Origin of the sequence: Pseudomonas sp. NMI760_13 (assembly GCF_021283245.1) — a bacterium.
GTDB classification, from domain to species: Bacteria; Pseudomonadota; Gammaproteobacteria; order Pseudomonadales; family Pseudomonadaceae; genus Aquipseudomonas; species Aquipseudomonas peradeniyensis.
The window spans coordinates 115,031-138,644 of the sequence record NZ_JAJSRC010000004.1 but is presented as its reverse complement, the minus strand read 5'-3'; the positions used below and the strand labels follow the sequence as shown (position 1 = coordinate 138,644).

The window sequence follows — 23,614 nt, the reverse complement described above, 5'->3', positions numbered from 1 at the left end:
GCATCCTGCCCTCTGCAGGCCTGGTCGACCGGAGCCCTGAGAACGCCCGGCGACCCACGCGAACCCGAAGATAAAATCACAGGAGTCCATCCATGAAAGGTTCACCCTCGCTGTTGCTGGTCGCGTTGCTGTCCGCTCCGCTGCTGGCCCAGGCCGCCGAACCCGAGCAGTGTCAAACGGTGCGTTTCTCGGATGTCGGCTGGACCGACATCACGGTCACCACCGCGACCACCAGCGTCGTGCTCCAAGCCCTGGGCTACAAGACCCACACCACCATGATCTCGGTACCGGTGACCTACAAGTCGCTGGCCACCGGCAAGGACCTGGACGTGTTTCTCGGCAACTGGATGCCGACCATGGAGAACGACATCAAGCAGTACCGCGACGCCGGCACTGTCGAGACCGTGCGCGCCAACCTGGAGAACGCCAAGTACACCCTGGCCGTGCCCCAGGCCCTGTATGACAAGGGTCTGAAGGACTTCGCCGACCTGCCCAAGTTCAAGCAGGACCTCAAGGGCAAGATCTACGGCATCGAACCGGGCAACGACGGCAACCGCACCATCCAGAAGATGATCGACGACAACGCCTTCGGCCTGAAGGACGCCGGTTTCCAGATCGTGCAGTCCAGCGAGGCCGGCATGCTCGCCCAGGTCGACCGGGCGCAGAAGCGCGACGAGGCGATCGTGTTCCTCGGTTGGGAACCACACCCGATGAACACCCGCTTCAAGATGCAGTACCTGACCGGCGGGGACGCCTATTTCGGTCCCGATTTCGGCAAGGCCACCGTGCTCACCAACACCCGCAAGGGCTATGCGCAGGAATGCGCCAACGTCGGCCAGCTGCTGAAGAACCTGTCGTTCGAGCTCAAGGATGAAAGCACCATGATGGGCTATGTCCTGGACGACAAGATGAAACCCGAGGCGGCGGCCAAGAAGTGGCTCAAGGACAACCCCGGCAAGCTGGATGCCTGGCTGGCCGGCGTAAGCACCGTGGACGGCAAACCCGGCCTCGAGGCGGCCAAGGCCAAACTGACGCAATAACGCAAGACGCAATGGCAACACCGCGGGGCGGGACCGTGCCCGCCCCGGACTGATTTCAATCTTTGCAGGTGGAAGCTCGCTATCATGCTTATCGATCAGAAAATACCCCTGGGGCAGTACATCGCCTCATTCGTCGAATGGTTGACCCAGAACGGCGCCAGCTACTTCGACGCCATCGCCGCAGGCCTGGAATTCATGATCCATGGGGTCACCAGCGCCCTGACCTGGTTCAACCCGTTCGTGCTCATCGCCCTGTTCGCCGCCCTCGCGCACCTGATCCAGCGCAAGTGGGCGCTCACCGTCTTCGTCGCCTTGTCGTTCCTGCTCATCCTCAACCTGGGCTACTGGCAGGAAACCATGGAAACCCTGGCGCAGGTCACCTTCGCCACGGTGGTGTGCGTTGTCATCGGCGTGCCGCTGGGCATCCTCGCCGCGCACAAGCCGATGTTCTATACCGCCATGCGCCCGGTGCTGGACCTGATGCAGACCGTGCCCACCTTCGTCTACCTGATCCCAACCCTGACCCTGTTTGGCCTGGGCGTGGTACCGGGGCTGATCTCTACCGTGGTGTTCGCCATCGCCGCGCCTATCCGCCTCACCTACCTGGGCATCTGCGATGTGCCGCAAGAGCTGATGGACGCGGGCAAGGCGTTTGGCTGCTCGCGCCGCCAGCTGCTCACCCGCATCGAACTGCCGCACGCCATGCCAAGCATCGCTGCCGGCGTCACCCAGTGCATCATGCTGTCGCTGTCGATGGTGGTAATCGCCGCCCTGGTCGGCGCTGACGGCCTGGGCAAACCTGTGGTCAACGCACTGAACACCGCTGATATCTCCCTGGGCTTCGAAGCGGGCCTGGCGATCGTGCTGCTGGCGATCATGCTCGACCGTATCTGCAAGCAACCGGAACTGCCGGTAAGGGGTGAGGCATGAGCATCATTCGTTTCGAAGACGTCGACGTCATCTTCTCCAACAAGCCACGCGAAGCGCTGTCGCTGCTGGACCAAGGCAAGACCCGCGAGCAGATCCTCAAGCAGACCGGTTTGGTGGTGGGCGTCGAAAAGGCCAACCTGGATATCAACAAGGGCGAGATCTGCGTGCTGATGGGCTTGTCCGGCTCGGGCAAGTCGAGCCTGCTGCGCTGCATCAACGGCCTGAACACCGTCAGCCGCGGCAAGCTGTTCGTCGAGCACGAAGGCAAGCACATCGACATTGCCCACTGCACCCCCGCCGAGCTGAAGATGATGCGCACCAAGCGCATCGCCATGGTGTTCCAGAAGTTCGCCCTGATGCCTTGGCTGACCGTGCGCGAGAACATCAGCTTTGGCCTGGAAATGCAGGGGCGCCCGGAAAAGGAACGGCGCAAGCTGGTGGACGAGAAGCTTGAGCTGGTGGGCCTGACCCAGTGGCGCAACAAGAAGCCGGACGAGCTGTCTGGCGGCATGCAGCAACGCGTGGGCCTGGCCCGGGCGTTGGCCATGGATGCCGACATCCTGCTGATGGACGAACCGTTCTCGGCACTGGACCCGCTGATCCGCCAGGGCCTGCAAGACGAGCTGCTGGGCCTGCAGGCCAAGCTGAGCAAGACCATCGTGTTCGTCAGCCACGACCTGGACGAGGCCCTGAAACTGGGTAGCCGCATCGCGATCATGAAAGACGGGCGGATCATTCAGTACAGCAAGCCGGAGGAGATCGTGCTCAACCCGGCCGACGAATACGTGCGTACCTTCGTTGCCCACACCAACCCGCTGAACGTGTTGTGTGGCCGCAGCCTGATGCGTAGCCTGGACAACTGCAAGCGGGTCAATGGCTCGGTGTGCCTGGACCCGGGTATCGATTCGTGGCTGGACCTGGGCGAAGGTGGCGCGCTGAAGCGTGCACGCCAGGGCCAGAACGGGCTGGACATGCAGAACTGGGCACCGGGGCAGGATGTGGAGCTGCTGGAGCGCAGGCCGACCGTGGTGCACGCCGATATCGGCATGCGCGAGGCGCTGCGGATTCGTTACCAGACCGGCAACAAGCTGGTGCTGCAGGACAACGACAAGGTGGTGGGGATTCTGGGGGATACCGAGCTGTATCACGCGTTGCTCGGCAAGAATCACGGGTGACGCGAACGCCGGTTGGATGACAACGTGGGAGCGGGCTTGCCCCGCGATGCGATGGTGAATGTCCCATCGCATCGCGGGGCAAGTCGCATCGGCGCACCGCCGCTCCCACGTTTGCTCACATCGCCTGAAAATTCAGCGAACGACAATCCCACGCGAAGCCATATAGGCCTTCGCCTCCGGCACCGTGTACTCGCCAAAGTGGAAGATACTGGCCGCCAGCACCGCGCTGGCATGCCCTTGCAGAATCCCGTCAGCCAGGTGCTGCAGGTTACCCACCCCACCCGAGGCAATCACCGGAATCCCCAGCGCATCGCTGATCGCCCGGGTAACCCCCAGGTCGAACCCGTTCTTCATACCATCCTGGTCCATGCTGGTCAGCAGGATCTCGCCGGCACCCAGCCCTTCCATCTTCTTCGCCCACTCGACAGCATCCAGCCCGGTCGGCTTGCGCCCACCGTGGGTGAAGATTTCCCAGCGCGGCGTTTCACCGGGCCCGGACACTTTCTTGGCATCGATGGCGACAACGATGCACTGCGAACCGAAACGGTCCGCCGCCTCACCCACGAACTCCGGGTTGAATACCGCGGCGGTGTTGATCGAGACCTTGTCGGCACCGGCGTTGAGCAGGTTGCGGATGTCCTGCACGGTACGCACGCCGCCGCCCACGGTCAGCGGGATGAACACCTGGCTGGCCATGCGCTCGACGGTATGCAGGGTGGTGTCACGGCCATCGACGCTGGCGGTGATATCCAGGAAGGTGATCTCGTCCGCGCCCTGCTCGTTGTAGCGGCGGGCGATCTCCACCGGGTCGCCGGCATCGCGGATGTTCTCGAACTTGACGCCCTTGACCACCCGGCCGTTATCCACGTCCAGGCAAGGGATGATGCGCTTGGCCAATGCCATGGTCGTTCCTCAGCCTTGGTAGTTGTCGCAGAAGGCCTGGGCCTCGGCGACGTCGAGGGTGCCTTCGTAGATCGCGCGGCCGGTGATGGCGCCGATGATGCCAGGGGCTTTCGCGTCCAGCAGGGCCTTGATGTCACCCAGGTTGTGGATGCCACCGGAGGCGATTACCGGAATGCGGGTGGCTTCGGCCAGGGCCTTGGTGAACGGCACGTTGCAGCCCTGCATCATGCCGTCCTTGGCGATGTCGGTGTAGACGATCGACGACACACCATCAGCCTCGAAACGCTTGGCCAGGTCGATGACCTGCACCGAGCTCACTTCGGCCCAGCCGTCGGTGGCGACGAAGCCGTCCTTGGCATCCAGGCCGACGATGACCTTGCCCGGGAAGGCCTTGCAGGCTTCGGCGACGAACTCGGGCTGCTTGACCGCCTTGGTGCCGATGATCACGTGGCTGACGCCGGCCTTGACGTAGTGCTCGATGGTTTCCAGCGAGCGGATGCCGCCGCCGATCTGGATCGGCAGGTTCGGGTAGCGCCGGGCGATGGCGGTGACCACCTCACCATTGACCGGCTGGCCTTCGAAGGCGCCGTTCAGATCGACCAGGTGCAGGCGACGGCAGCCACCCTCGACCCATTTGGCGGCCATGCTCACCGGGTCGTCGGAGAATACGGTGGAGTCTTCCATGCGGCCTTGGCGCAGGCGTACGCAGGCACCGTCCTTGAGATCGATAGCGGGGATAATCAGCATCTTGGCAACCTGTCTTGTTCGTTGGGTTCAGGGCTTCTCGAGCGCCCACAGGTCGCTTTCGATGCTCTCGAACCGCTCCTTGAGGTGCAGCTGAACATCGGCAATCGCCCTGTTGTAGTAATGGGGTGCAATTTCCTTGCTGAACAGCTCGAGGACCTCGGCCACCTCGAACGACCCCAGCTGCAGCTCGAAGCGGTCTTCGAGGAAGCGCTTGAGCGTGTCGAGCGCGTCGCGCTCCTGCTCCGGGGCCAGCGTGATGACGGGGGCCTTGGTCTTCGATCGGCTCATTTACCAGCGCCCGTCCCAGGCGACGAAGTTCTGCAGCAGCTGCAGGCCATGGGTATGGCTCTTCTCCGGGTGGAACTGCACGGCAAAGCGTGAGCCATCGGCCAGCGCGGCGGCGAAATCGACGCCATAGTGGCCGCGACCGACCACCTGGCCTGGCTTGCCGGCGTTGATGTAGTAGCTGTGCACGAAGTAGAAACGCGCCCGGTCGGGGATGTCGTGCCACAACGGGTGGTCATTGGTCTGGCCGACCTCGTTCCAGCCCATGTGCGGCACCTTCAGGTGCTCGCCGTCTTCCTTCAGGTCTTTACCGAAGAAGCGTACCTGGCCTGGGAACAGGCCGATGCAGTCGACGCCTTCGTTCTCTTCGCTGTGGTCGAGCAGCGCCTGCATGCCGACACAGATGCCGAGGAACGGGCGATCCTGGCTGACCTCGCGGACCAGGCTGTCGAAGCCCAGGCGGCGGATCTCGGCCATGCAGTCGCGGATCGCGCCGACGCCGGGAAACACCACGCGGTCGGCCTCACGAATCACCGCGGCGTCGCTGGTCACCAGCACCTTGCCGGCGCCCACGTGCTCCAGTGCCTTGGCCACCGAGTGCAGGTTGCCCATGCCATAGTCGATTACGGCTACCGTCTGCATTTACAGGCACCCTTTGGTGGACGGCATCTGCCCGGCCATGCGCTCGTCGAGGGTAACGGCCATGCGCAGCGCGCGGCCGAAGGCCTTGAACACGGTCTCGATCTGGTGGTGGGTGTTGTGGCCACGCAGGTTGTCGATGTGCAGGGTCACCAGGGCGTGGTTGACGAAGCCCTGGAAGAACTCCTGGAACAGGTCGACATCGAAGCCGCCGACGGTGGCGCGGGTGTAGGGCACATGCATCTGCAGGCCCGGCCGGCCGGAGAAATCGATGACCACGCGCGACAGCGCTTCGTCCAGCGGCACATAGGCATGGCCGTAGCGGAAGATGCCTTTCTTGTCGCCAATGGCCTGGGCGAACGCCATGCCCAGGGTGATGCCGACGTCCTCGACGGTATGGTGATCGTCGATATGCAGGTCGCCCTTGCACTCGATGTCCAGGTCGATCAGCCCATGTCGGGCGATCTGGTCGAGCATGTGTTCAAGGAAAGGCACGCCGATTTCAAATCGGGCCTTGCCGCTGCCATCGAGGTTGATCGAGCACTTGACCTGGGTTTCCAGGGTATTGCGCTCGACGGAAGCCTTACGTTCGACCATCACCAGCTCCGCAAAATCATTGGGCGAAAAGGGCTCCATTATAGGCCCAGAATGCGCCGGCTTGAAACGCGGATGACATATGGCAAGGCTAGTAATTACGGGGGCGGGACGGGTCTACAGGTCTATACAACCGAGCCCCGGGGCTGCGTTGCAGCCCTTTCGCGGCACAAGGCCGCTCCTACAATGGCACCGCGCACCTCTTTAGGAGCGGCCTTGTGCCGCGAAAGGGGCGCAAGGCGCCCCCGACGATCTCAATCAGTGAAACAGTACCGCCGTCTTCTGCAAGGTGATCCAAACCCCCCAGCCCAGCGGAATCACCACCACCGCCCAGGCCAGCAGCACCAATGGCAGACTGCCCGGCGCCGCATGCCACTCCAGTGAGCGTGCCGAATCGACACCTTTGTCATGGCTCAGCGCCCGCTCGGCAGCCAGTTCGGCATCGGTCATGAAGTACTTGTCCGCCACCGGCCGCACCAGCATGTTGCAGATGAAGCCCAGCACCAGCAGGCCGGCGAGGATGTACAGGGTCATGTCGTAGGCCGCGGCCCGCTCCACCCCCGCCGCCAGCTGCGCCTCGCGCAGGTAGGTGATCAGTACAGGACCGAGCACGCCGGCCGCCGCCCAGGCAGTCAGCAGGCGACCATGGATGGCGCCGACCATCTGCGTGCCGAACAGGTCGGCCAGGTACGCCGGCACGGTGGCGAAGCCGCCGCCATACATCGACAGGATGATGCAGAACGCCGCCACGAACAGCGCCACGTTGCCGATGTGCCCCATGTTCGGCACCAGGCTGTAGAGGCCCACGCCCAGGGCGAAGAAGGCGAAGTAGGTGTTCTTGCGGCCGATGTAGTCGGAGAACGACGCCCAGAAGAAGCGTCCGCCGATGTTGAACAGGCTCAAAAGGCCGGTGAAGCCGGCGGCAATGGCGGCAATCTGCGCCAGCTGCGCGGCGTTCAGCTCGCTGAAGGTCAACTCGTTGCCCAGCAGCTTGCCGGCGAACACTTCCTGCAGCAGCGGCGAGGCCATGCCGAGAATGCCGATACCGGCCGACACGTTCAGGCACAGCACCAACCACACCAAGGCAAATTGCGGGGTCTTCCAGGCCACGCTGACGTGCACGTGACGGTCGGTGACCATGGCGTTGGCCTTCTTCGCCGGCGGCGTCCAGCCCTCAGGCTTCCAGCCGGTCGGCGGCACGCGGTAGGCCAGGGCGCCAGCGGTCATGAACACGAAGTAGATCGCGGCCATGGCGACGAAGCTCTGCCATACGCCCACTTCGGTCGGGCTGGAGAAATGGCCCATCAGCGCGGTGGCCAGCGGCGCGCCCACCATGGCACCCCCGCCAAAGCCCATGATCGCCATGCCGGTGGCCATGCCGCGCTTGTCCGGGAACCACTTGATCAGCGTCGACACCGGCGAGATGTAGCCCAGCCCCAGGCCGATCCCGCCGATCACCCCCGAGCCCAGCCACATCAGCCACAGCTGGTGGGTCTTCACGCCGATCGCCGAGATCAGCAGGCCGCCGCACCAGCACAGTGCCGATACCAGGCCGGCCTTGCGCGGGCCGGCGTGTTCCAGCCAGCCGCCGAGCACTGCGGCCGAGCAGCCGAGGAACACGAAGAACAGGGTGTAGATCCAGCTGAGCATGGAAATCGGCCAGTCGCACTCGGCGCTGAACAGACGGGCGATGAAGCCCATGTCAGCGGCGCATGCCACTGGCGCGCTGACACCCAGGGCCTGGGACAGCGGCAACCAGAACACCGAGAAGCCATAGGCCATGCCAATGCACAGGTGGATCGCCAGGGCCGCCGGCGGCACCAGCCAGCGGTTGAAGCCCGGGCGGGCGATGATGCGCTCCTTCGACAGGAAGCCCGGCGCGCTTGCCGCCGCCCCCGCCGTGATACTGCTGTTCATGGATTGTTCCTTTTGTAGGTGGGCTGTGCGCGTGGACGGCTCTGCTTTGGCTGCACGCAAGGCAGCCCGGCCGCTTGGGCTGGCACCCCGCGACAATGGGTCGCGGGGGCTCCACGGGCGGGCGCAAGATTACCAGCAGGGGGTGACATGAAAGCAATCTGATATCGTGTTTTTTTCGCTAGCTGAATCGGTATTTCGTGTATTCAGGTGAGGTTGTGTCGCCTGTTCGGGCCTCATCGCGGGGCAAGCCCGCTCCCACGCAAGTCCATGCCGCTCTCGGTCATGCGTGGGAGCGGGCTTGCCCCGCGATAAGGCCCGAGCAGGCAATAAATGAACTGTCGCCATTGCCACTGTCGAAATGTCGGATACGCAGAGCCAAGTGCCACGGCGCTATACTCGCCGCTGAATTTCTAAATCGGACTACAAGGACTCGCCCATGAAAGCGTTCGGCAAAATCCTGGGGCTGGGGCTTCTCGGGTTGTTGCTGATCATCGTGGCGCTGGGCTTCGCCCTGAGCCACCTCTTCGATCCCAACGACTACAAAGACGAAATCCGCAAGCTGGCCCGCGACAAGGCCCATGTGGAGCTGACCCTCAACGGCGACATCGGCTGGAGCCTGTTCCCCTGGCTGGGCCTGGAGCTGCACGAGGCGAGCATCGCCACGCTGAACAACCCCAAGGTGCCGTTCGCCGACCTGCAGATGCTCGGCCTGTCGGTGCGCGTGCTGCCGCTGCTGCGCCGCGAAGTGCAGATGAGCGATGTGCGGGTCGAAGGCCTCAACCTGACCCTGACCCGCGACGCCAATGGTCACGGCAACTGGGAAGACATCGGCAAGCCACTGCCGCAGCCGACCGTCGCCGGCGCACCTGCCAGCACGCCCGCCGAGGCGTCGGACACCGTACCCGCCAAACCAGAGGCCAGCGAACGTTCGGTCAAGCTTGATATCGACAGCCTGACCGTCAACAACGCCCGCGTGCTCTACACCGACGAGAAGGCCGGGCAGACCTACGGCGCCGAAAGCATCCAGCTGAGCACCGGCCCCGTGCACGAAGGCGCGAACATCGCGCTAAAGGCCAGCGCCTTCCTCAGTGCCAGCCAGCCGAACATCAAGGCGCGCACCGAGCTGACCGGCGAGCTGCGCTTCGACCGCAAGCTCAAGCGCTACAACCTGGAAGACATGCGCCTGTCCGGCGAGACCTCGGGCGAGCCGCTGGCCGGCAAGACCCTGACCTTCGTCGCCCAAGGGCAGGTGCTGGTCGACCTGGCGGCCAATGTCGCGTCCTGGAGCGGCCTGAAGGTCTCGGCCAACCAGCTGCGCGCCCTGGGCGAGCTGAACGTGCGTGATCTGGACAAGGCCCCGCAGGTCAGCGGCGGCCTGTCCATCGCCCAGTTCGACCTGCGCACCTTCCTCGACGGCATCGGCCACCCGCTGCCGGCCACCGCCGACTCGGCGGCGTTCAAGAAACTGGAGCTGGTCACCCGCCTGCAGGGCACGCAGAGCAGCCTGGCCCTGGAAGACCTGGCAGTGAAGCTGGACGACAGCACCTTCACCGGCCGTGTCGCCGTGGACGATTTCGCCAAGCAAGCGTTGCGTGTGCGCCTCAAAGCCGACACGTTCAACGCCGATCGCTACCTGCCGGCCAAAAGCGAACAGGCCAAGGGCGCCACGGCGGCACGCCAGGCCGAGGTCAAGCAGCAGGAGGCCACCGCCGTCGCTGGCGCGGGCACCACACCGCTGCCCGACGCACCGACCCAGGTGGCCTGGAGCAACGACAAGCTGTTGCCGGTCGACCGCCTGCGCGCCCTGGACCTGCAGGCCGACCTGTCGTTCGGCGCGCTGACCCTGGACAAACTGCCGATCAGCGACGCACAGCTGACCGCCAGCGGCCAGGCCGGCCTGGTCACCCTGCAGACCCTGCGCGGCGGCCTGTACAACGGCACCTTCGAGGCCAAGGGCACTGTCGATGTGCGCCCCGCCGTGCCGCAGATCGGCGTGAACACCAAGATCAATCGCGTGCCGGTGGAGCACTTCATCAAGCGCGAAAGCCCGGACCAGGCGCCGCCGGTCAAGGGCCTGCTGACCCTGAACAGCGACCTCACCGCCACCGGCAACAGCCAGAAGGCCCTGGTCGATACGCTCAACGGCAACGCCAGCTTCACCATCAACGACGGCGTGCTGGTCAACGCCAACCTGGAACAGCAACTGTGCCAGGCCATCGCCACCCTCAACCGCAAGCAGCTCAGCGGCGAACAGCGGGGCAAGGACACACCGTTCCAGGAGCTGCGCGGCAGCCTGGTGGTGCGCAACGGCGTGGCCAGCAACCCGGACCTCAAGGCGCGCATCCCGGGCCTGACCGTCAATGGCCATGGCGACCTCGACCTGCGCGTACTGGGCATGGACTACAACGTCGGCGTGATCGTCGAGGGCGACCAGCGCGCCATGCCCGACCCGGCTTGCCAGGTCAACGAGCGCTTTACCGGCGTCGAAGTGCCGCTGCGCTGCCGTGGCCCGCTGGAGCTGGGCGCCAAGGCCTGTCGCCTGGACCAGGACGGCCTGGGCAAGGTCGCCGCGAAGCTGGCCGGCAACCGCCTGAAGGACAAGATCGATGAAAAACTCGAAGAGAAACTCGGAGACAAGGTGAGCCCGGAACTCAAAGATGCGCTCAAGGGGCTGTTCAAACGATGAGCCCCCAGCAGTTCTCCAGCGCCGTGCTGGACTGGTACGACCAGCACGGCCGCCACGACCTGCCCTGGCAACAGGGCATCAACCCGTATCGGGTGTGGGTCTCCGAAATCATGCTGCAGCAGACGCAAGTCAGCACCGTGCTCAACTACTTCGACCGTTTCATGCAGGCCCTGCCGACCGTGCAGGCCCTGGCCGAGGCGCCGGAGGACGAGGTGCTGCACCTGTGGACGGGCCTGGGCTACTACACCCGCGCCCGTAACCTGCAAAAAGCCGCGAAGATCGTCGTCGAGCAGCATGGCGGCGAGTTCCCGCGCAGCGTCGAGCAACTCACCGAATTGCCCGGCATCGGGCGCTCCACGGCAGGCGCCATCGCCAGTATCAGCATGGGCATCCGCGCGCCGATCCTCGACGGCAACGTCAAGCGCGTGCTGGCCCGCTTTACCGCGCAGGCAGGCTACCCCGGCGAGCCGAAAGTAGCCAACCAGCTATGGGCCACCGCCGAGCGCTTCACACCGATGACCCGGGTCAACCACTTCACCCAGGCGATGATGGACATGGGCGCCACGCTGTGCACCCGCAGCAAGCCCAGTTGCCTGATCTGCCCGTTGCAGCGCGGCTGCGAAGCCCACCTGCACGGCGAGGAGACCCGCTATCCCGAGCCCAAGCCGCGCAAGGCCCTGCCCCAGCGCAAGACCCTGATGCCGCTGCTGACCAACCACGAAGGCGCGATCCTGCTCTATCGCCGGCCCTCCACCGGCCTGTGGGGCGGCCTGTGGAGCCTGCCGGAGCTGGACAGCCTGGAACAGCTCGACGACCTCGCCTACCAGCACGGCCTGCGCCTGAGCGCCAGCCAGGCCCTGGACGGTCTGACCCACACCTTCAGCCATTTCCAGCTGGCCATCGAGCCCTGGCTGGTGCGTGTCGAGCCCGTCGGCTCGCACGTGGCCGAGCCCGACTGGCTCTGGTATAACCTCGCCACCCCGCCGCGCCTGGGCCTCGCCGCCCCGGTCAAGAAGCTGCTGCAACGCGCGGCCGACGAATTGATTGCAGGAGAGAAGCCATGACCCGCACCGTGAAGTGCCGCAAGTACAACGAAGAACTCCCCGGCCTGGACCGCCCGCCCTATCCCGGCGCCAAGGGCCAGGACATCTTCGAAAACATCTCGCAGAAGGCCTGGAAGGAGTGGCAGGACCACCAGACCATGCTGATCAACGAGAAGCGCCTGAACATGATGAATGCCGAGGACCGCAAATTCATCCAGGCCGAGATGGACAAGTTCTTCGCCGGTGAGGATTACGCCCAGGCCGAAGGCTACGTTCCGCCCTCGAATTGACCCACGAATCGTAAGCGACGGAATTAATTTAAATTTTTTTGAAAAAGTCGTTGACGGCCTCTGAGAAAATCTATTTAATTCACCCCGTCGCCCAGATAGCTCAGTCGGTAGAGCAGAGGATTGAAAATCCTCGTGTCGGCGGTTCGACTCCGTCTCTGGGCACCACCTTCAAGCTTCTGGTGGTTGCAAAGTTACCCGAAGCGACACAAAAAACCCGCCTAGTGCGGGTTTTTTGTTGTCTTCAGTTTTACCCCAGGAATCCTTCGCCCCTGGTTGATCGATATCAAAATGCCTCCCTTCGCGCCTGCATAGGATGGAAGGTGGACATTCGACCGACCCCCGCAAGGACCTCCATGAGCGAAGAATCCGCCACCCTCCTCCTGCCAGCGCCCGCCGAGGCCGACAGCAGCCCCAAGCCAGCCCCTCGCCCTCGTCGCCCACGCCAGCGCAAGCCGGCCACCAGCACCGCCGCGCAAGAGACCATCACCCAGGTCAGCCAGCAGCCCGCCGCCCTGGAAGTGGCCAATGCCCGCAAAGGCAGCAACGAAGACAGCACCTCGGCCCGCCTGCCGGCCAACTACCCCTACCGCACGCGCATGCGCCGCCAGGACTACGAGAAGGCCAAGCATGACCTGCAGATCGAGCTGCTCAAGGTGCAGAACTGGGTGAAGGAAACCGGCCAGCGCATCGTCGTGCTGTTCGAGGGCCGTGACGCCGCCGGCAAGGGCGGCACCATCAAGCGCTTCATGGAGCACCTGAACCCGCGCGGCGCGCGCATCGTTGCACTGGAGAAGCCCTCCGAGCAGGAGAAGGGGCAGTGGTACTTCCAGCGCTATGTCCAGCACCTGCCCACAGCCGGTGAAATGGTGTTCTTCGACCGCTCCTGGTACAACCGCGCCGGGGTCGAGAAGGTCATGGACTTCTGCTCGCCCCTGCAATACCTGGAGTTCATGCGTCAGGCGCCGGAGCTGGAGCGCATGCTGTGCAACAGCGGCATCCTGCTGTTCAAGTTCTGGTTCTCGGTGAACCGCGAGGAGCAGTTGCGCCGCTTCATCTCGCGCCGTGACGATCCGCTCAAGCACTGGAAGCTGTCGCCCATCGACATCAAGTCGCTGGACAAGTGGGAGGACTACACCGCGGCCAAGGAAGCGATGTTCTTCCATACCGACACCGCCGATGCGCCATGGACGGTGATCAAGTCGGACGACAAGAAGCGGGCGCGGATCAACTGCATTCGCCACTTCCTGCATTCGCTGGATTATCCGGGCAAGGACCACAGCGTGGCGCATGCGCCGGATCCGCTGCTGGTCGGGCGGGCTTCGCGGGGGTTCGAGGAGGATGAGCCGGCAGTGCTGGCAGGCTGAATCGCTGGGGCTGCTGCGCAGCCCTTTCGCGGCGCAAGGCCGCTCCTACAAATCATACGCGCCCCCTGTAGGAGCGGCCTGGTGCCGCGAAAGGGGCGCAAAGCGCCCCCTGCATTCAAACGTCTATATCCACCTCGCCCAAGTGCCCACCATACGGTCCGAAACTGCGCTCGACCATCTGCCGCCGCCCCTGGTCATCGACGATCAGCACCGTGCTCGCCCGCGTCCCATAGTTCTGGCTGGCGATGAACACGCTCGACAGCAGCCTTTCGGTGGCAAGCCCCACGCCGGTCTCCGGCAACTCGCCGTCCGGCGCGGGCTGCGCATCGCCCAGCAGGGCCAATAGCCGTTGCGGATCGGCGGCCTCGAGCAATCCCTCAAGCCCACTGCGCGCCTTGACCAGCTTCGGCCACGGCGTATCCAGCCCGGCATTCGACAGCCCGTAGACACCAGGCTCCAGCAAGCGCGGCGCGGCCTCGCGGGCATGTAGGTAGCCCAGCCGCCCGCCATCGCCCACCAACAGGTTGAACCCCGAGTACTGCTCGCTGCGGCTGGCCACCTGGTCCAGGTAGGCCTCGACCCCCAGTTCGCCCTGCAGGTACGCCGCCACCAGCTCGCCCCGTGAGCGCGGCCCCGGTGGCTGGCGCGGGTCGCGGATGTTGGTCAGCGCGGCGAAGCGCCCGTTCGGCCCCACGCCAAGCCAGGTTCCGCCAGCCTCCAGGTCGCGTCCGGCATGCACGCCTGGGGCATCCTCCCAGGCGGCCAGGGCCTGGGTTGGCCGGGCATAGAACTCGTCGCGGTTGGCTGCGACGATCAGCGGCCGGGCCGTCCCCGGCCGCCAGGCGAATACGATCAGGCACATAGGTTGTCCCCTGTGTTTTCGGCCACTCTACCCGCGCCGCCGACCGCTATCCATCATCTGACACAGAGTTCACTAGAGCGCCGGGCTTGGCTTCCGTTACCATGCCGGATTGTTTTCCACTGGGGCCACGAATGGAATTCGCTCTCTATCTGCTGTTGGGCGCCTGCGCCGGGGTGCTGGCCGGGCTGTTCGGCGTCGGTGGCGGCATCATTATCGTGCCGGTGCTGGTGTTCAGCTTCACCCTGCAGGGCTTTGACCCTTCGGTGCTGACTCACCTGGCGGTCGGCACGTCGCTGGCGACCATCGTCTTCACCTCGATCAATGCCGTGCGCGAGCACCAGCGCAAGGGCGCGGTGCAATGGCCGATCTTCGCCTGGATGACCGTGGGCATCCTGCTCGGCGCGCTGGTCGGGGCCAAGACCGCCTCGCTGATCCAGGGTCCGATGCTGCAGAAGATCATCGGCGTGTTCGCCCTGGTGATCGCCGCGCAGATGGCCCTGGACCTCAAGCCCAAGGCCAGCCGCGGCATCCCCGCAAAGCCTGGGTTGACCGCCGCCGGCGGGGTGATCGGCTGGGCCTCGGCGATCTTCGGCATCGGTGGCGGTTCGCTGACCGTGCCGTTCCTCACCTGGCGCAGCCTGCCCATGCAGCAGGCGGTGGCCACCTCGTCGGCCTGCGGCCTGCCGATCGCCCTGGCCAGTGCCCTGGGCTTCATCTGGCTGGGCTGGCACGAGGAACACCTGCCGGCCCACAGCCTGGGCTACGTCTACCTTCCGGCGCTGGTCGGCATCGCGGCCACCAGCATGTTCTTCGCCCGCTACGGCGCGCGTCTGGCGCACAAGCTGTCGCCGCGTGTGCTCAAGCGCCTGTTCGCCGCGCTGCTGTTCTGCGTCGGACTCAGCTTCCTTATCTGAACCTAGAGGAAAGACAATGCTGCCTTACCCGCAGATCGACCCGGTGGCCGTGGCCCTCGGTCCACTGAAAATCCACTGGTACGGCCTGATGTACCTGATCGGCATCGGCGGCGCCTGGCTGCTGGCCTCGCGCCGGTTGAACCGCTTCGACCCGACCTGGAGCCGCGAGAAACTCTCCGACCTGGTGTTCTGGCTGTCGATGGGGGTGATCGTCGGCGGGCGCCTGGGCTACGTGCTGTTCTACGATCTGCATCAGTACCTGGCCAACCCGACCTTGATCTTCGAAGTGTGGAAAGGCGGCATGTCGTTCCACGGCGGTTTCATCGGTGTGATGCTGGCCGCGCTGTGGTTCGGCAAGCGCAACAACAAGTCGTTCTTCGAGCTGATGGACTTCGTCGCGCCGCTGGTGCCGATCGGCCTGGGCGCCGGGCGTATCGGCAACTTCATCAACGCCGAACTGTGGGGCAAGGCCACCGACGTGCCGTGGGCAATGGTGTTCCCGCCGTTCAGCGACCCGGCCCAGCTGCCGCGTCACCCGTCGCAGCTGTATCAGTTCGCCCTCGAAGGTGTGGCATTATTTGTCATCCTTTGGCTGTACTCGCGCAAGCCGCGCCCGACCATGGCCGTTTCCGGCATGTTCGCGCTGTTCTACGGCATCTTCCGCTTCATCGTGGAGTTCGTGCGGGTACCCGACGCCCAGCTGGGCTACATCGCCTTCGGCTGGTTGACCATGGGTCAGTTGCTCTGCGTGCCGATGGTCGTCGGCGGCATCTTCCTGATCTGGTGGGCCTACAACCGTAAACCGTCGGCCAAGGCCACCGTCTGATTTCCACGGCAGGGGTGATTCCCTGCCGTTTTTGCTACAGGTAAGCCATGAAACAGTATCTAGATCTGGTCCGTGACGTCATCGACAACGGCACGCTGCAGGAAAACCGCACCGGCATCCGCACCATCAGCCTGCCGGGCGCCATGCTCAAGTTCGACCTGCAGAAAGGCTTCCCGGCCATCACCACGCGCAAGCTGGCGTTCAAGTCGGCGATCGGTGAGATGGTGGGCTTTTTGCGCGGCGTGAAGAACGCCGGCGAGTTCCGCGAGCTGGGCTGCAAGGTCTGGGACCAGAACGCCAACGAGAACGCCCAGTGGCTGGCCAACCCGTTCCGCCAGGGCCATGACGACCTCGGCGAGATCTACGGCGTGCAGTGGCGCCAGTGGCCGGGCTACAAGCGCATCCCGCTGAGCAACCCGGCAGCCATCGAGATGGCCGAGCAGGCAGGTTTTCGCCGCATCGCCCAGGACGAAGAGGACGGCCAGGCGTTCGTCATCCTGTACAAGGCCATCGACCAGGTGCGCCAGTGCCTGGACACCATCGCCAACGACCCGGGCAGCCGCCGCATCCTGTTCCACGGCTGGAACTGCGCCCAACTGGATGAAATGGCCCTGCCGCCGTGCCACCTGCTGTACCAGTTCCACCCGAATGTCGAGACCAAGGAAATTTCCCTGACCCTCTACATCCGCTCCAACGACCTGGGCCTGGGCACGCCGTTCAACCTCACCGAAGGCGCGGCGCTGCTGTCGCTGTTCGGCCGCCTGACCGGCTACACCCCGCGCTGGTTCACCTACTTCATCGGCGACGCCCATGTGTACGAGAACCACCTGGACATGCTGGGCGAGCAGATGAAACGCGAACCGCTGGCCGCGCCGAAGCTGGTGATCAGCGACCGCGTGCCGGCATTTGCCGAAACCGGCAGGTACGAGCCGGAGTGGCTGGAGAAGATCGAACCGAGCGACTTCTGGCTGGAAGGCTACGAGCACCATGCGCCGATGACGGCGCCGATGGCGGTCTGACAGATCTTCATCGCCTGAGCTGACGCAATCGCGGGGCAAGCCCGCTCCCACGCAGGTTATACACAGCCGGCGTGGGAGCGGGCTTGCCCCGCGATGCTTTTGGCATCAATGCCCGTGACTGCGCCCCACATGGGAATGCTCGGTCTCCGGCACCGTCACCGCCCCATTGGTTTCCAGCTGCTGCAGAATCGCGCACTCCGCCCCCTGCGCATTGCACTGCTGCCTCAATTCCACCAGCTGCGCCTGCAGCGCCACCAGCCCGTCGATCCTCGCCTGCACATGCTCGATATGCGCGTCGATCAGCGCATTGACGCTGCCGCATGAGCCGTCGGGGCTGTCGCGCAGGCCCAACAGGCTGCGGATTTCATCGAGAGTCATGTCCAGGGTGCGGCAGTTGCGGATGAAGGTCAGCCGTTCGACATGGGCCTGGGTGTAGAGCCGATAGTTGCCGTCGCTGCGGGCGGGCTCGGGCAGTAGTTGCTCGCGTTCGTAATAGCGGATGGTCTCCACGGCGCAGTCGGTGGCCTTGGCCAGTTCTCCGATCTTCATGGCAAATCTCCAGCAGAGGGCTTGACCCTATAGTGGCTACAGGGTGTTCACTTGGCAACAACCCACTCTGCGGATAACTGCAGAGGCCAGTGCTCAGTTAAGGATGATTCCATGAACCAGCCTGTCAGCCCCGACCACAAGCATGACCACGCGCATGGCCACGAGCCCCACGCCCACAGCTGCTGCTCCAGCAAGGCTGCCCCGGCCCTGGTGCAGCTGACCGAAAAGGCCAGCGCCCAGGCGCAGCTCAGCCGCTTTCGCATCGAGGCCATGGACTGCCCTACCGAACAGACGCTGATCCAGGACAAGCTGGGCAAGCTGGCCGGCATCGAGCAACTGGAGTTCAACCTGATCAACCGCGTGCTCGGCGTGCGCCACACGCTGGCCGGCACCGCCGAGATCGAGCGGGCCATCGACAGCCTGGGCATGAAGGCCGAGCCGCTGGCCGCCGAGGACGACGGCAGCGCCGTTGCGCCGCAGGCAGCCAAGACCCGCTGGTGGCCGCTGGCCTTGTCGGGTATCGCGGCGATCGCCGCAGAAATCGTGCACTTCTCCGGCAAGGCGCCGGAGTGGGTGGTTGCCGCCCTGGCATTGGCGGCGATCCTCGGCTGCGGCCTGGGCACCTACAAGAAGGGCTGGATCGCCCTGAAGAACCACAACCTCAACATCAATGCCCTGATGAGCATCGCCGTGACCGGCGCCGTGCTGATCGGCCAGTGGCCGGAAGCGGCCATGGTCATGGTGCTGTTCACCATCGCCGAGCTGATCGAGGCACGCTCGCTGGATCGCGCGCGCAATGCCATTGGCGGCTTGATGCAACTGGCGCCGGACCTGGCCACCGTGCAGCAGGCTGACGGCCAGTGGCGCGAGCTCGACGTGCGCGAGGTGCCGATCGGCACCCTGGTGCGGGTGCGTCCGGGCGAGCGTATCGGCCTGGATGGCGAGGTGGTCAGTGGCCAGTCCAGCGTCGACCAGGCGCCGATTACTGGCGAGAGCCTGCCGGTCGAGAAGGCCGTGGGCGACAAGCTGTTCGCCGGCACCATCAACCAGGCCGGCGCCCTGGAGTACCGCGTCACCGCCGCCGCCGGCCAGTCGACCCTGGCGCGGATCATCAAGGCCGTCGAGGAGGCCCAGGGCGCCCGTGCGCCGACCCAGCGCTTCGTAGACCAGTTCTCGCGCATCTACACCCCGGTAGTGTTCGCCGTGGCCCTGGCCGTGGCGGTGATCCCACCGCTGTTCATGGCCGGCGCCTGGTTCGACTGGATCTACCGCGCCCTGGTGCTGCTGGTGGTGGCCTGCCCGTGCGCGCTGGTGATCTCGACCCCGGTGACCATCGTCAGCGGCCTGGCGGCAGCGGCGCGCAAGGGCATCCTGATCAAGGGCGGCGTGTACCTCGAAGGCGGGCGCAAGCTGGACTTCCTCGCCCTGGACAAGACCGGCACCATCACCCACGGCAAGCCGGTGCAGACCGACAGCAAGGTACTCGACCCGCTGTTCGAAGGCCGGGCCCAGGCCTTGGCCGCCAGCCTGGCTGCCCGCTCCGATCACCCGGTGTCCGGTGCCATCGCCCTGTTTGCCAAGGACCAGAGCCTGACCTTGAGCGAGGTCAGCGATTTCGCCGCCCTGGCCGGTCGCGGTGTGCGCGGTGATATCGAGGGCCAGACCTACCACCTGGGCAACCATCGCCTGGTGGAAGAGCTCGGCCTGTGCTCCCCGGAGCTTGAAGCGCAGCTCGATGTGCTGGAGCGCCAGGGCAAGACCGTGGTGCTGTTGCTCGACCGCTCCGGCCCGCTGGCGCTGTTCGCCGTGGCTGATACGGTCAAGGACAGCAGCCGCCAGGCCATCGCCGAACTGCACGCGCTGGGCATCAAGACTGTCATGCTGACCGGCGACAATCCCCACACCGCCCAGGCCATCGCCGCCCAGGTGGGGATCGATCGCGCCGAGGGCAACCTGCTGCCGGCGGACAAGCTGGCCAGCATCGAGCGCCTGTACGGCGAGGGCCACCGGGTCGGCATGGTCGGAGACGGCATCAACGACGCACCGGCCCTGGCCCGTGCCGAAATCGGCTTCGCCATGGCCGCCGCCGGCACCGACACCGCCATCGAGACCGCCGACGTGGCGCTGATGGACGATGACTTGCGCAAAATCCCGGCGTTCGTCAGGCTGTCGCGCCAAAGCGCGGCGATCCTCACCCAGAACATCGTGCTGGCCCTGGGGATCAAGGCGATCTTCCTGGCAATCACCTTTGCCGGCATGGCCACCATGTGGATGGCGGTGTTCGCCGACATGGGCGTGAGCCTGCTGGTGGTGTTCAACGGCTTGCGCCTGCTGCGCAAATAGGCGCACGCAGCGCAGAACAGAGGTTATCCACAATGCTGAGCGCCGAGCTCAAAGCCTTCTACATGGTGGCCCGTCTGGGCAGCATCACCCTGGCGGCGAAGAAGCTCGGGCTCAGCCAGCCGACGGTGACCACGCAGATTCGCAATCTCGAAGGCCAATACAACGTCGAGCTGTTCTACCGCGGTGGCCGGCGCCTGGTGCTGAGCGAGGAAGGCGTGCGCCTGCTGCCGATGGTCAAGGCACTGCTGCAGCAGGAGGCCGACATCGAGTTCGAGCTGCGCAACAGCGGTCAGGCCCAGGGCAGCCTGCGCATCGCCGCCACGGCGCCCTACTACATCCTCGACCTGGTGAAGATCTTCCGCGAGCGCCTGCCCCAGGTGGAAGTGGCAGTGGAAATCGGCAACTCGCAGCAGGTGCTGGAGATGCTCGAGGATTACCGGGTGGATATCGCCGCGTCCTCACAACTGCTCGAGGATGCGCGCCTGGTGCGCCGGGTGCTGGGCACCGACCCGCTGGTGGTGGCGGTGCACCGCAATCATCCGCTGGCCCAGCGTCAGGCGGTGTCCATCGACGTGGTGGCCGGGCATTGCCTGCTGATGCGCGAGCAGGGCTCGACCACGCGCAAGCTGACCGAGCAGATGATGCAGGAGGCCAACGTGAAGGCTGGAGCGCAACTAGAGATCGGCAGCCGCGAATCAATACGCGAGGCGGTGCTACGCAACATCGGCATCAGCATCATTGCCCGCCACGAGGTGCCGCATAACCCGGAGCTACGGGTGCTGGTGCTGGAGGATGCGCCGGTGATGCACGAGTACCTGTATTGCCTGAAGGAGCGGCGCCAGGCGCGGTTGCCGGCGGCTTTTCTGGGCGTGGCGCAGGAAGTGGTTGGCTCGCAGTTCTGAAACGGCCTGCAATGACCTTATCGCCGGCAAGCTGGCCTGCCGGCGATGGCGCAGTGGGTTATTTCACGTTGACGGTGATCTTCTGCGACTCGACGCTCGGCTTGAACGGCACGTGGTACTTGTCACCCAGCACCAGTTGCAGGGTGTGCTTGCCCGGCGTGAGAGTGATGCTCGCCTCGGTCTGCGCCTTGCCGAAGTGCAGCACTTGCGGACCTGCCGGCAACGGCGCGTTGTTCTCCGGCATCAGGCTGGTGGGCAGCGGCTGGTCGGCCAGGGGGGCCTTGTCCACGTCCACCAGCAGGTGGTGATGGCCAGAGTGCGGGGTCTGGTCACCCGCAGGCTTGAGGTCCATGCCTTCGATGCCGAACTTGACGGTGAAGGTCTTGTCGACCGTGGCCCCGTCGGCGGGCGAAACGATGAAGACCTTGGCGCCTTCCGGTGGCTGCTCGCTCTTCAGGGCATCCGCGGCACTGGCGAACACCGACGCCCCCATCAGCAGACCGGCGACGGCAGCACGCGAAAATAGGCTTTTCATTCACTTCTCCTGTGATTCACTTCAATTGACCGCTATCACTTAAACGAAGTACGGCGGTACTTCACCATAGTCCAGCTCGGCCGGCAGAGGTTCAAAAACAGGGACAGAAATATTTCAGGGCAGAAGAAAACCTTGCCGCGACCTGGAGGTCATAGGCTGCGTTCGACCGGGGCAGACGAGAAAGCCACGGCGAATGCACTTCATCTGCCGAACAAGAAAGGGGCACTCATGCGTTTGACCATTGGCATTCTGCTGGCGGTACTGTTCAGCCCACTGGCCCAGGCCGAACTGATCGACGAAATCAATGACCGTGGCGAACTGCGCATCGCCGTGCTTGGCGACGCGCCACCCTATGCGTTCAAGGAGAACGAACACCTGACCGGCTTCGAGATCGAGTTGGGCCAGGCCCTGGCCAAGGAGCTGGATGTGCGGGCCGAGTTCGTCGAGATCGCCGCCGAAGAGGTGCTTCCTGGGGTGGAGAGCGGCAAGTTCGACATGACCTTCAACCAGCAAGACGCCAAACTGAGCGATAAGCTCGACGCCATTCGTACCCCGGCCAACCAGAAACTGGTGATCCCGTACCAGAAGGGTAATCCAGCCTTCGAGACGGCGGTGACCAATGCCCTGCAGCGGATCAAAGACGATGGGCGGTTGGCTGAGCTGGAAAGCAAATGGCTTACGGCTGCGCGCGAGACTAGCGCCGAACAATAGTAATGCTAACAATGCAGGTCTGCACCGACCTGTAGGAGCGGCCTTGCCGAGGCGTCGGACCGGCCGGAAAGGGCTGCGTAGCAGCCCCAGGATTGCAGTGTTGACGCAGAGATAGCCGGGGCCGCTTTGCGGCCCTTTCGCGGCACGAGGCCGCTCCTACAGGTGGGGACCAAGCAACGCTCGCTGCGCGTCTTCCAGCTCCAGCTCGCTGAACACCTGCACCCCTTCTCTACGCAGCAAGGCCGTGGTCACCCCTTCCCCCGCCACCTTTACACCGCTGAAGCTGCCGTCATAGGTCTGCAGGTTGCCACACGACGGGCTGCCGGACTTGAGCACCGCCACACGGATGCCATGCCGGCGCACCAGCTCCAGCGCCAGTCGGGCCCCGGCCAGAAACGCCTCGCTGACATCGTCGCCGGTCACCGTCAGCACCTGTGCCTGCCCATCCAGTACCTGGCCGCCCTGCCCGCCCGGAATCTCCGCAGGCGGTCGCGGCGTCGGCAAGCCACCGGCCACCTCCGGGCACAGCGGCACCACCCGGCCTTCGGCCTGCCAGCGCTGCAAGATGTCGGGATGGCCGCTGGCACGCCCGTCATAACGCACCGGCTGGCCCAGCAGGCAGGCGCTGACCAGCACCTTCGGCCGCTCAGAACGGGTCATTGCCACGGCGCCGGAACCAGCCGGTCAACGACAGGCGCTCACGCCCGGCCGGGAGCACTTCGTGCGGCACTTCACCCGACAGGAACACCACCAGGCTGCCCGCCACCGGCTGCACGTCGTGTTCGACACCGTCCTGCAGGAACATCCGCAGCTGCCCGCCATCCTCCGGCTGCCAGCCTTCATTGAGGTAGAACACGGCCGACACCATGCGCCGGTCGTCGTCACGGAAACGGTCGAGATGACGCTTGTAGAAAGCCCCCGGCGGATACAGGGCAAAATGACATTCGAAGTCCTCCAGCCCCAGGAACAAGCCCTGATTGATGGCCTGGCGCAGGCTGTCCATCGCGCCCAGGTAGCGGTCGCAGACCGCCGACTCGCCGGGGTCGAGCCACTGGATCTGGTCGCCACGGATCGCCTCGCGGATCTCCTGCGCGGCACCGCGACCAATGCTGGCAGGGTTGAGCTCGCCTTCGGCGTGACGGCGACGGCATTCGGCCGCCAGCGCGCGCGACAGCTCGTCGGGCAGGAAGAGAGGTTGCTGCGACCAGCCACGGGTGGCCAGGTCGTCGACGATCGTCGACAGCAGAGGATGTTCGAAAGGAGTGTGCATGGCGCATCATAGCCATTCGCTAATCGCTCGCACAGCGCCACTTGGTCAGGAAGCGCCGCTGGCGACTCGA

Annotated in this window: 24 protein-coding genes and 1 tRNA gene; 14 read left to right on the top strand and 11 right to left on the bottom strand. The window is 64.8% G+C overall.

Annotated elements, in window-relative coordinates; translation table 11 throughout:
• Nucleotides 1-92: 92 nt before the first annotated feature.
• The 3 genes from choX to choV all read left to right on the top strand — a co-directional run bounded on the left by choX (nt 93) and on the right by choV (nt 3,145).
• On the top strand, nt 93-1,040 hold the full coding sequence (gene choX, locus LU671_RS06040) for a choline ABC transporter substrate-binding protein (RefSeq protein WP_232855017.1): 948 nt from the start codon (nt 93-95) through the stop codon (nt 1,038-1,040).
• A gap of 81 nt (nt 1,041-1,121) precedes the next feature.
• Nucleotides 1,122-1,970 carry a choline ABC transporter permease subunit gene (gene choW / locus LU671_RS06035; RefSeq protein WP_232855097.1) on the top strand — a complete coding sequence of 283 codons (849 nt, stop codon included), beginning with the start codon at nt 1,122-1,124 and terminating at the stop codon, nt 1,968-1,970.
• Complete coding sequence (choV, locus tag LU671_RS06030) at nt 1,967-3,145, top strand: choline ABC transporter ATP-binding protein (RefSeq protein WP_232855016.1); 1,179 nt, start codon at nt 1,967-1,969, stop codon at nt 3,143-3,145. The genes choW and choV overlap by 4 nt, the downstream gene beginning before the upstream one ends.
• A 132-nt stretch (nt 3,146-3,277) precedes the next feature.
• Here choV and hisF read toward each other — a convergent pair whose 3' ends face one another.
• From hisF to LU671_RS06000, 6 genes are all read right to left on the bottom strand, one after another.
• Nucleotides 3,278-4,048: an imidazole glycerol phosphate synthase subunit HisF gene (hisF, locus tag LU671_RS06025; protein ID WP_186521271.1), complete on the bottom strand. Its 771-nt coding sequence runs from the start codon at nt 4,046-4,048 to the stop codon at nt 3,278-3,280.
• Between the two features lie 9 nt (nt 4,049-4,057).
• Nucleotides 4,058-4,795 carry a 1-(5-phosphoribosyl)-5-[(5-phosphoribosylamino)methylideneamino]imidazole-4-carboxamide isomerase gene (gene hisA, locus LU671_RS06020; RefSeq protein WP_232855015.1) on the bottom strand — a complete coding sequence of 246 codons (738 nt, stop codon included), beginning with the start codon at nt 4,793-4,795 and terminating at the stop codon, nt 4,058-4,060.
• A gap of 27 nt (nt 4,796-4,822) precedes the next feature.
• Nucleotides 4,823-5,083 carry a DUF2164 domain-containing protein gene (locus tag LU671_RS06015; protein ID WP_016714500.1) on the bottom strand — a complete coding sequence of 87 codons (261 nt, stop codon included), beginning with the start codon at nt 5,081-5,083 and terminating at the stop codon, nt 4,823-4,825.
• On the bottom strand, nt 5,084-5,722 hold the full coding sequence (gene hisH, locus LU671_RS06010) for an imidazole glycerol phosphate synthase subunit HisH (protein WP_203649682.1): 639 nt from the start codon (nt 5,720-5,722) through the stop codon (nt 5,084-5,086).
• A complete protein-coding gene (gene hisB, locus LU671_RS06005; protein ID WP_028688464.1) occupies nt 5,723-6,316 on the bottom strand; it encodes an imidazoleglycerol-phosphate dehydratase HisB in 594 nt (197 codons plus the stop codon).
• A 255-nt stretch (nt 6,317-6,571) separates the two neighbouring features.
• A complete protein-coding gene (locus tag LU671_RS06000; RefSeq protein WP_203649679.1) occupies nt 6,572-8,230 on the bottom strand; it encodes an OFA family MFS transporter in 1,659 nt (552 codons plus the stop codon).
• Between the two features lie 436 nt (nt 8,231-8,666).
• Between LU671_RS06000 and LU671_RS05995 the strand changes: the two genes are divergently transcribed.
• From LU671_RS05995 to ppk2, 5 genes are all read left to right on the top strand, one after another.
• Entirely contained in the window at nt 8,667-10,916 is a 2,250-nt protein-coding gene (locus tag LU671_RS05995) for an AsmA family protein (RefSeq protein WP_232855014.1), read from the top strand.
• The gene (mutY, locus tag LU671_RS05990; protein ID WP_232855013.1) at nt 10,913-11,980 is read left to right on the top strand and encodes an A/G-specific adenine glycosylase; all 1,068 of its coding nucleotides are present in this window, start codon (nt 10,913-10,915) and stop codon (nt 11,978-11,980) included. Before LU671_RS05995 ends, mutY begins: the two co-directional genes overlap by 4 nt.
• Complete coding sequence (locus LU671_RS05985) at nt 11,977-12,249, top strand: oxidative damage protection protein (RefSeq protein WP_110734368.1); 273 nt, start codon at nt 11,977-11,979, stop codon at nt 12,247-12,249. The genes mutY and LU671_RS05985 overlap by 4 nt, the downstream gene beginning before the upstream one ends.
• 89 nt (nt 12,250-12,338) lie before the next feature.
• Nucleotides 12,339-12,414: transfer RNA gene (locus LU671_RS05980), tRNA-Phe, on the top strand.
• Between the two features lie 188 nt (nt 12,415-12,602).
• On the top strand, nt 12,603-13,613 hold the full coding sequence (gene ppk2, locus LU671_RS05975) for a polyphosphate kinase 2 (RefSeq protein WP_232855012.1): 1,011 nt from the start codon (nt 12,603-12,605) through the stop codon (nt 13,611-13,613).
• A 115-nt stretch (nt 13,614-13,728) separates the two neighbouring features.
• Here ppk2 and LU671_RS05970 read toward each other — a convergent pair whose 3' ends face one another.
• Entirely contained in the window at nt 13,729-14,475 is a 747-nt protein-coding gene (locus tag LU671_RS05970) for an NRDE family protein (RefSeq protein WP_232855011.1), read from the bottom strand.
• Nucleotides 14,476-14,606: 131 nt separating this feature from the next.
• Here LU671_RS05970 and LU671_RS05965 point away from each other — a divergent pair, with 131 nt between their 5' ends.
• Genes LU671_RS05965 through LU671_RS05955 form a run of 3 tightly spaced genes read left to right on the top strand, consistent with a single transcriptional unit; the run spans nt 14,607 to nt 17,234 of the window.
• Entirely contained in the window at nt 14,607-15,389 is a 783-nt protein-coding gene (locus LU671_RS05965) for a sulfite exporter TauE/SafE family protein (protein WP_232855010.1), read from the top strand.
• 16 nt (nt 15,390-15,405) lie between these two features.
• Nucleotides 15,406-16,215 carry a prolipoprotein diacylglyceryl transferase gene (gene lgt, locus LU671_RS05960; protein ID WP_186732418.1) on the top strand — a complete coding sequence of 270 codons (810 nt, stop codon included), beginning with the start codon at nt 15,406-15,408 and terminating at the stop codon, nt 16,213-16,215.
• 47 nt (nt 16,216-16,262) lie between these two features.
• On the top strand, nt 16,263-17,234 hold the full coding sequence (locus LU671_RS05955) for a thymidylate synthase (protein WP_232855009.1): 972 nt from the start codon (nt 16,263-16,265) through the stop codon (nt 17,232-17,234).
• Between the two features lie 105 nt (nt 17,235-17,339).
• On the opposite strand, the gene cadR is transcribed toward LU671_RS05955, so the two are convergent.
• Nucleotides 17,340-17,783, bottom strand: a complete 444-nt coding sequence (cadR, locus tag LU671_RS05950; protein WP_203649648.1) for a Cd(II)/Pb(II)-responsive transcriptional regulator — start codon at nt 17,781-17,783, stop codon at nt 17,340-17,342.
• A 111-nt stretch (nt 17,784-17,894) separates the two neighbouring features.
• Here cadR and LU671_RS05945 point away from each other — a divergent pair, with 111 nt between their 5' ends.
• Nucleotides 17,895-20,126: a heavy metal translocating P-type ATPase gene (locus tag LU671_RS05945; RefSeq protein ID WP_232855008.1), complete on the top strand. Its 2,232-nt coding sequence runs from the start codon at nt 17,895-17,897 to the stop codon at nt 20,124-20,126.
• A 32-nt stretch (nt 20,127-20,158) separates the two neighbouring features.
• A complete protein-coding gene (locus tag LU671_RS05940; protein ID WP_232855007.1) occupies nt 20,159-21,028 on the top strand; it encodes a LysR family transcriptional regulator in 870 nt (289 codons plus the stop codon).
• Between the two features lie 58 nt (nt 21,029-21,086).
• On the opposite strand, the gene LU671_RS05935 is transcribed toward LU671_RS05940, so the two are convergent.
• Nucleotides 21,087-21,563 carry a DUF4399 domain-containing protein gene (locus LU671_RS05935; protein ID WP_203649642.1) on the bottom strand — a complete coding sequence of 159 codons (477 nt, stop codon included), beginning with the start codon at nt 21,561-21,563 and terminating at the stop codon, nt 21,087-21,089.
• Nucleotides 21,564-21,791: 228 nt separating this feature from the next.
• Between LU671_RS05935 and LU671_RS05930 the strand changes: the two genes are divergently transcribed.
• Nucleotides 21,792-22,274 carry a transporter substrate-binding domain-containing protein gene (locus LU671_RS05930; RefSeq protein WP_232855006.1) on the top strand — a complete coding sequence of 161 codons (483 nt, stop codon included), beginning with the start codon at nt 21,792-21,794 and terminating at the stop codon, nt 22,272-22,274.
• A 156-nt stretch (nt 22,275-22,430) separates the two neighbouring features.
• On the opposite strand, the gene LU671_RS05925 is transcribed toward LU671_RS05930, so the two are convergent.
• Together LU671_RS05925 and LU671_RS05920 are read right to left on the bottom strand one after the other, a co-directional pair.
• A complete protein-coding gene (locus tag LU671_RS05925; protein ID WP_203649637.1) occupies nt 22,431-22,934 on the bottom strand; it encodes a DUF523 domain-containing protein in 504 nt (167 codons plus the stop codon).
• Nucleotides 22,921-23,544, bottom strand: coding sequence for a 2OG-Fe(II) oxygenase (locus LU671_RS05920; protein ID WP_232855005.1), 624 nt, complete (start codon nt 23,542-23,544; stop codon nt 22,921-22,923). The genes LU671_RS05925 and LU671_RS05920 overlap by 14 nt, the downstream gene beginning before the upstream one ends.
• Nucleotides 23,545-23,614 lie beyond the last annotated feature (70 nt).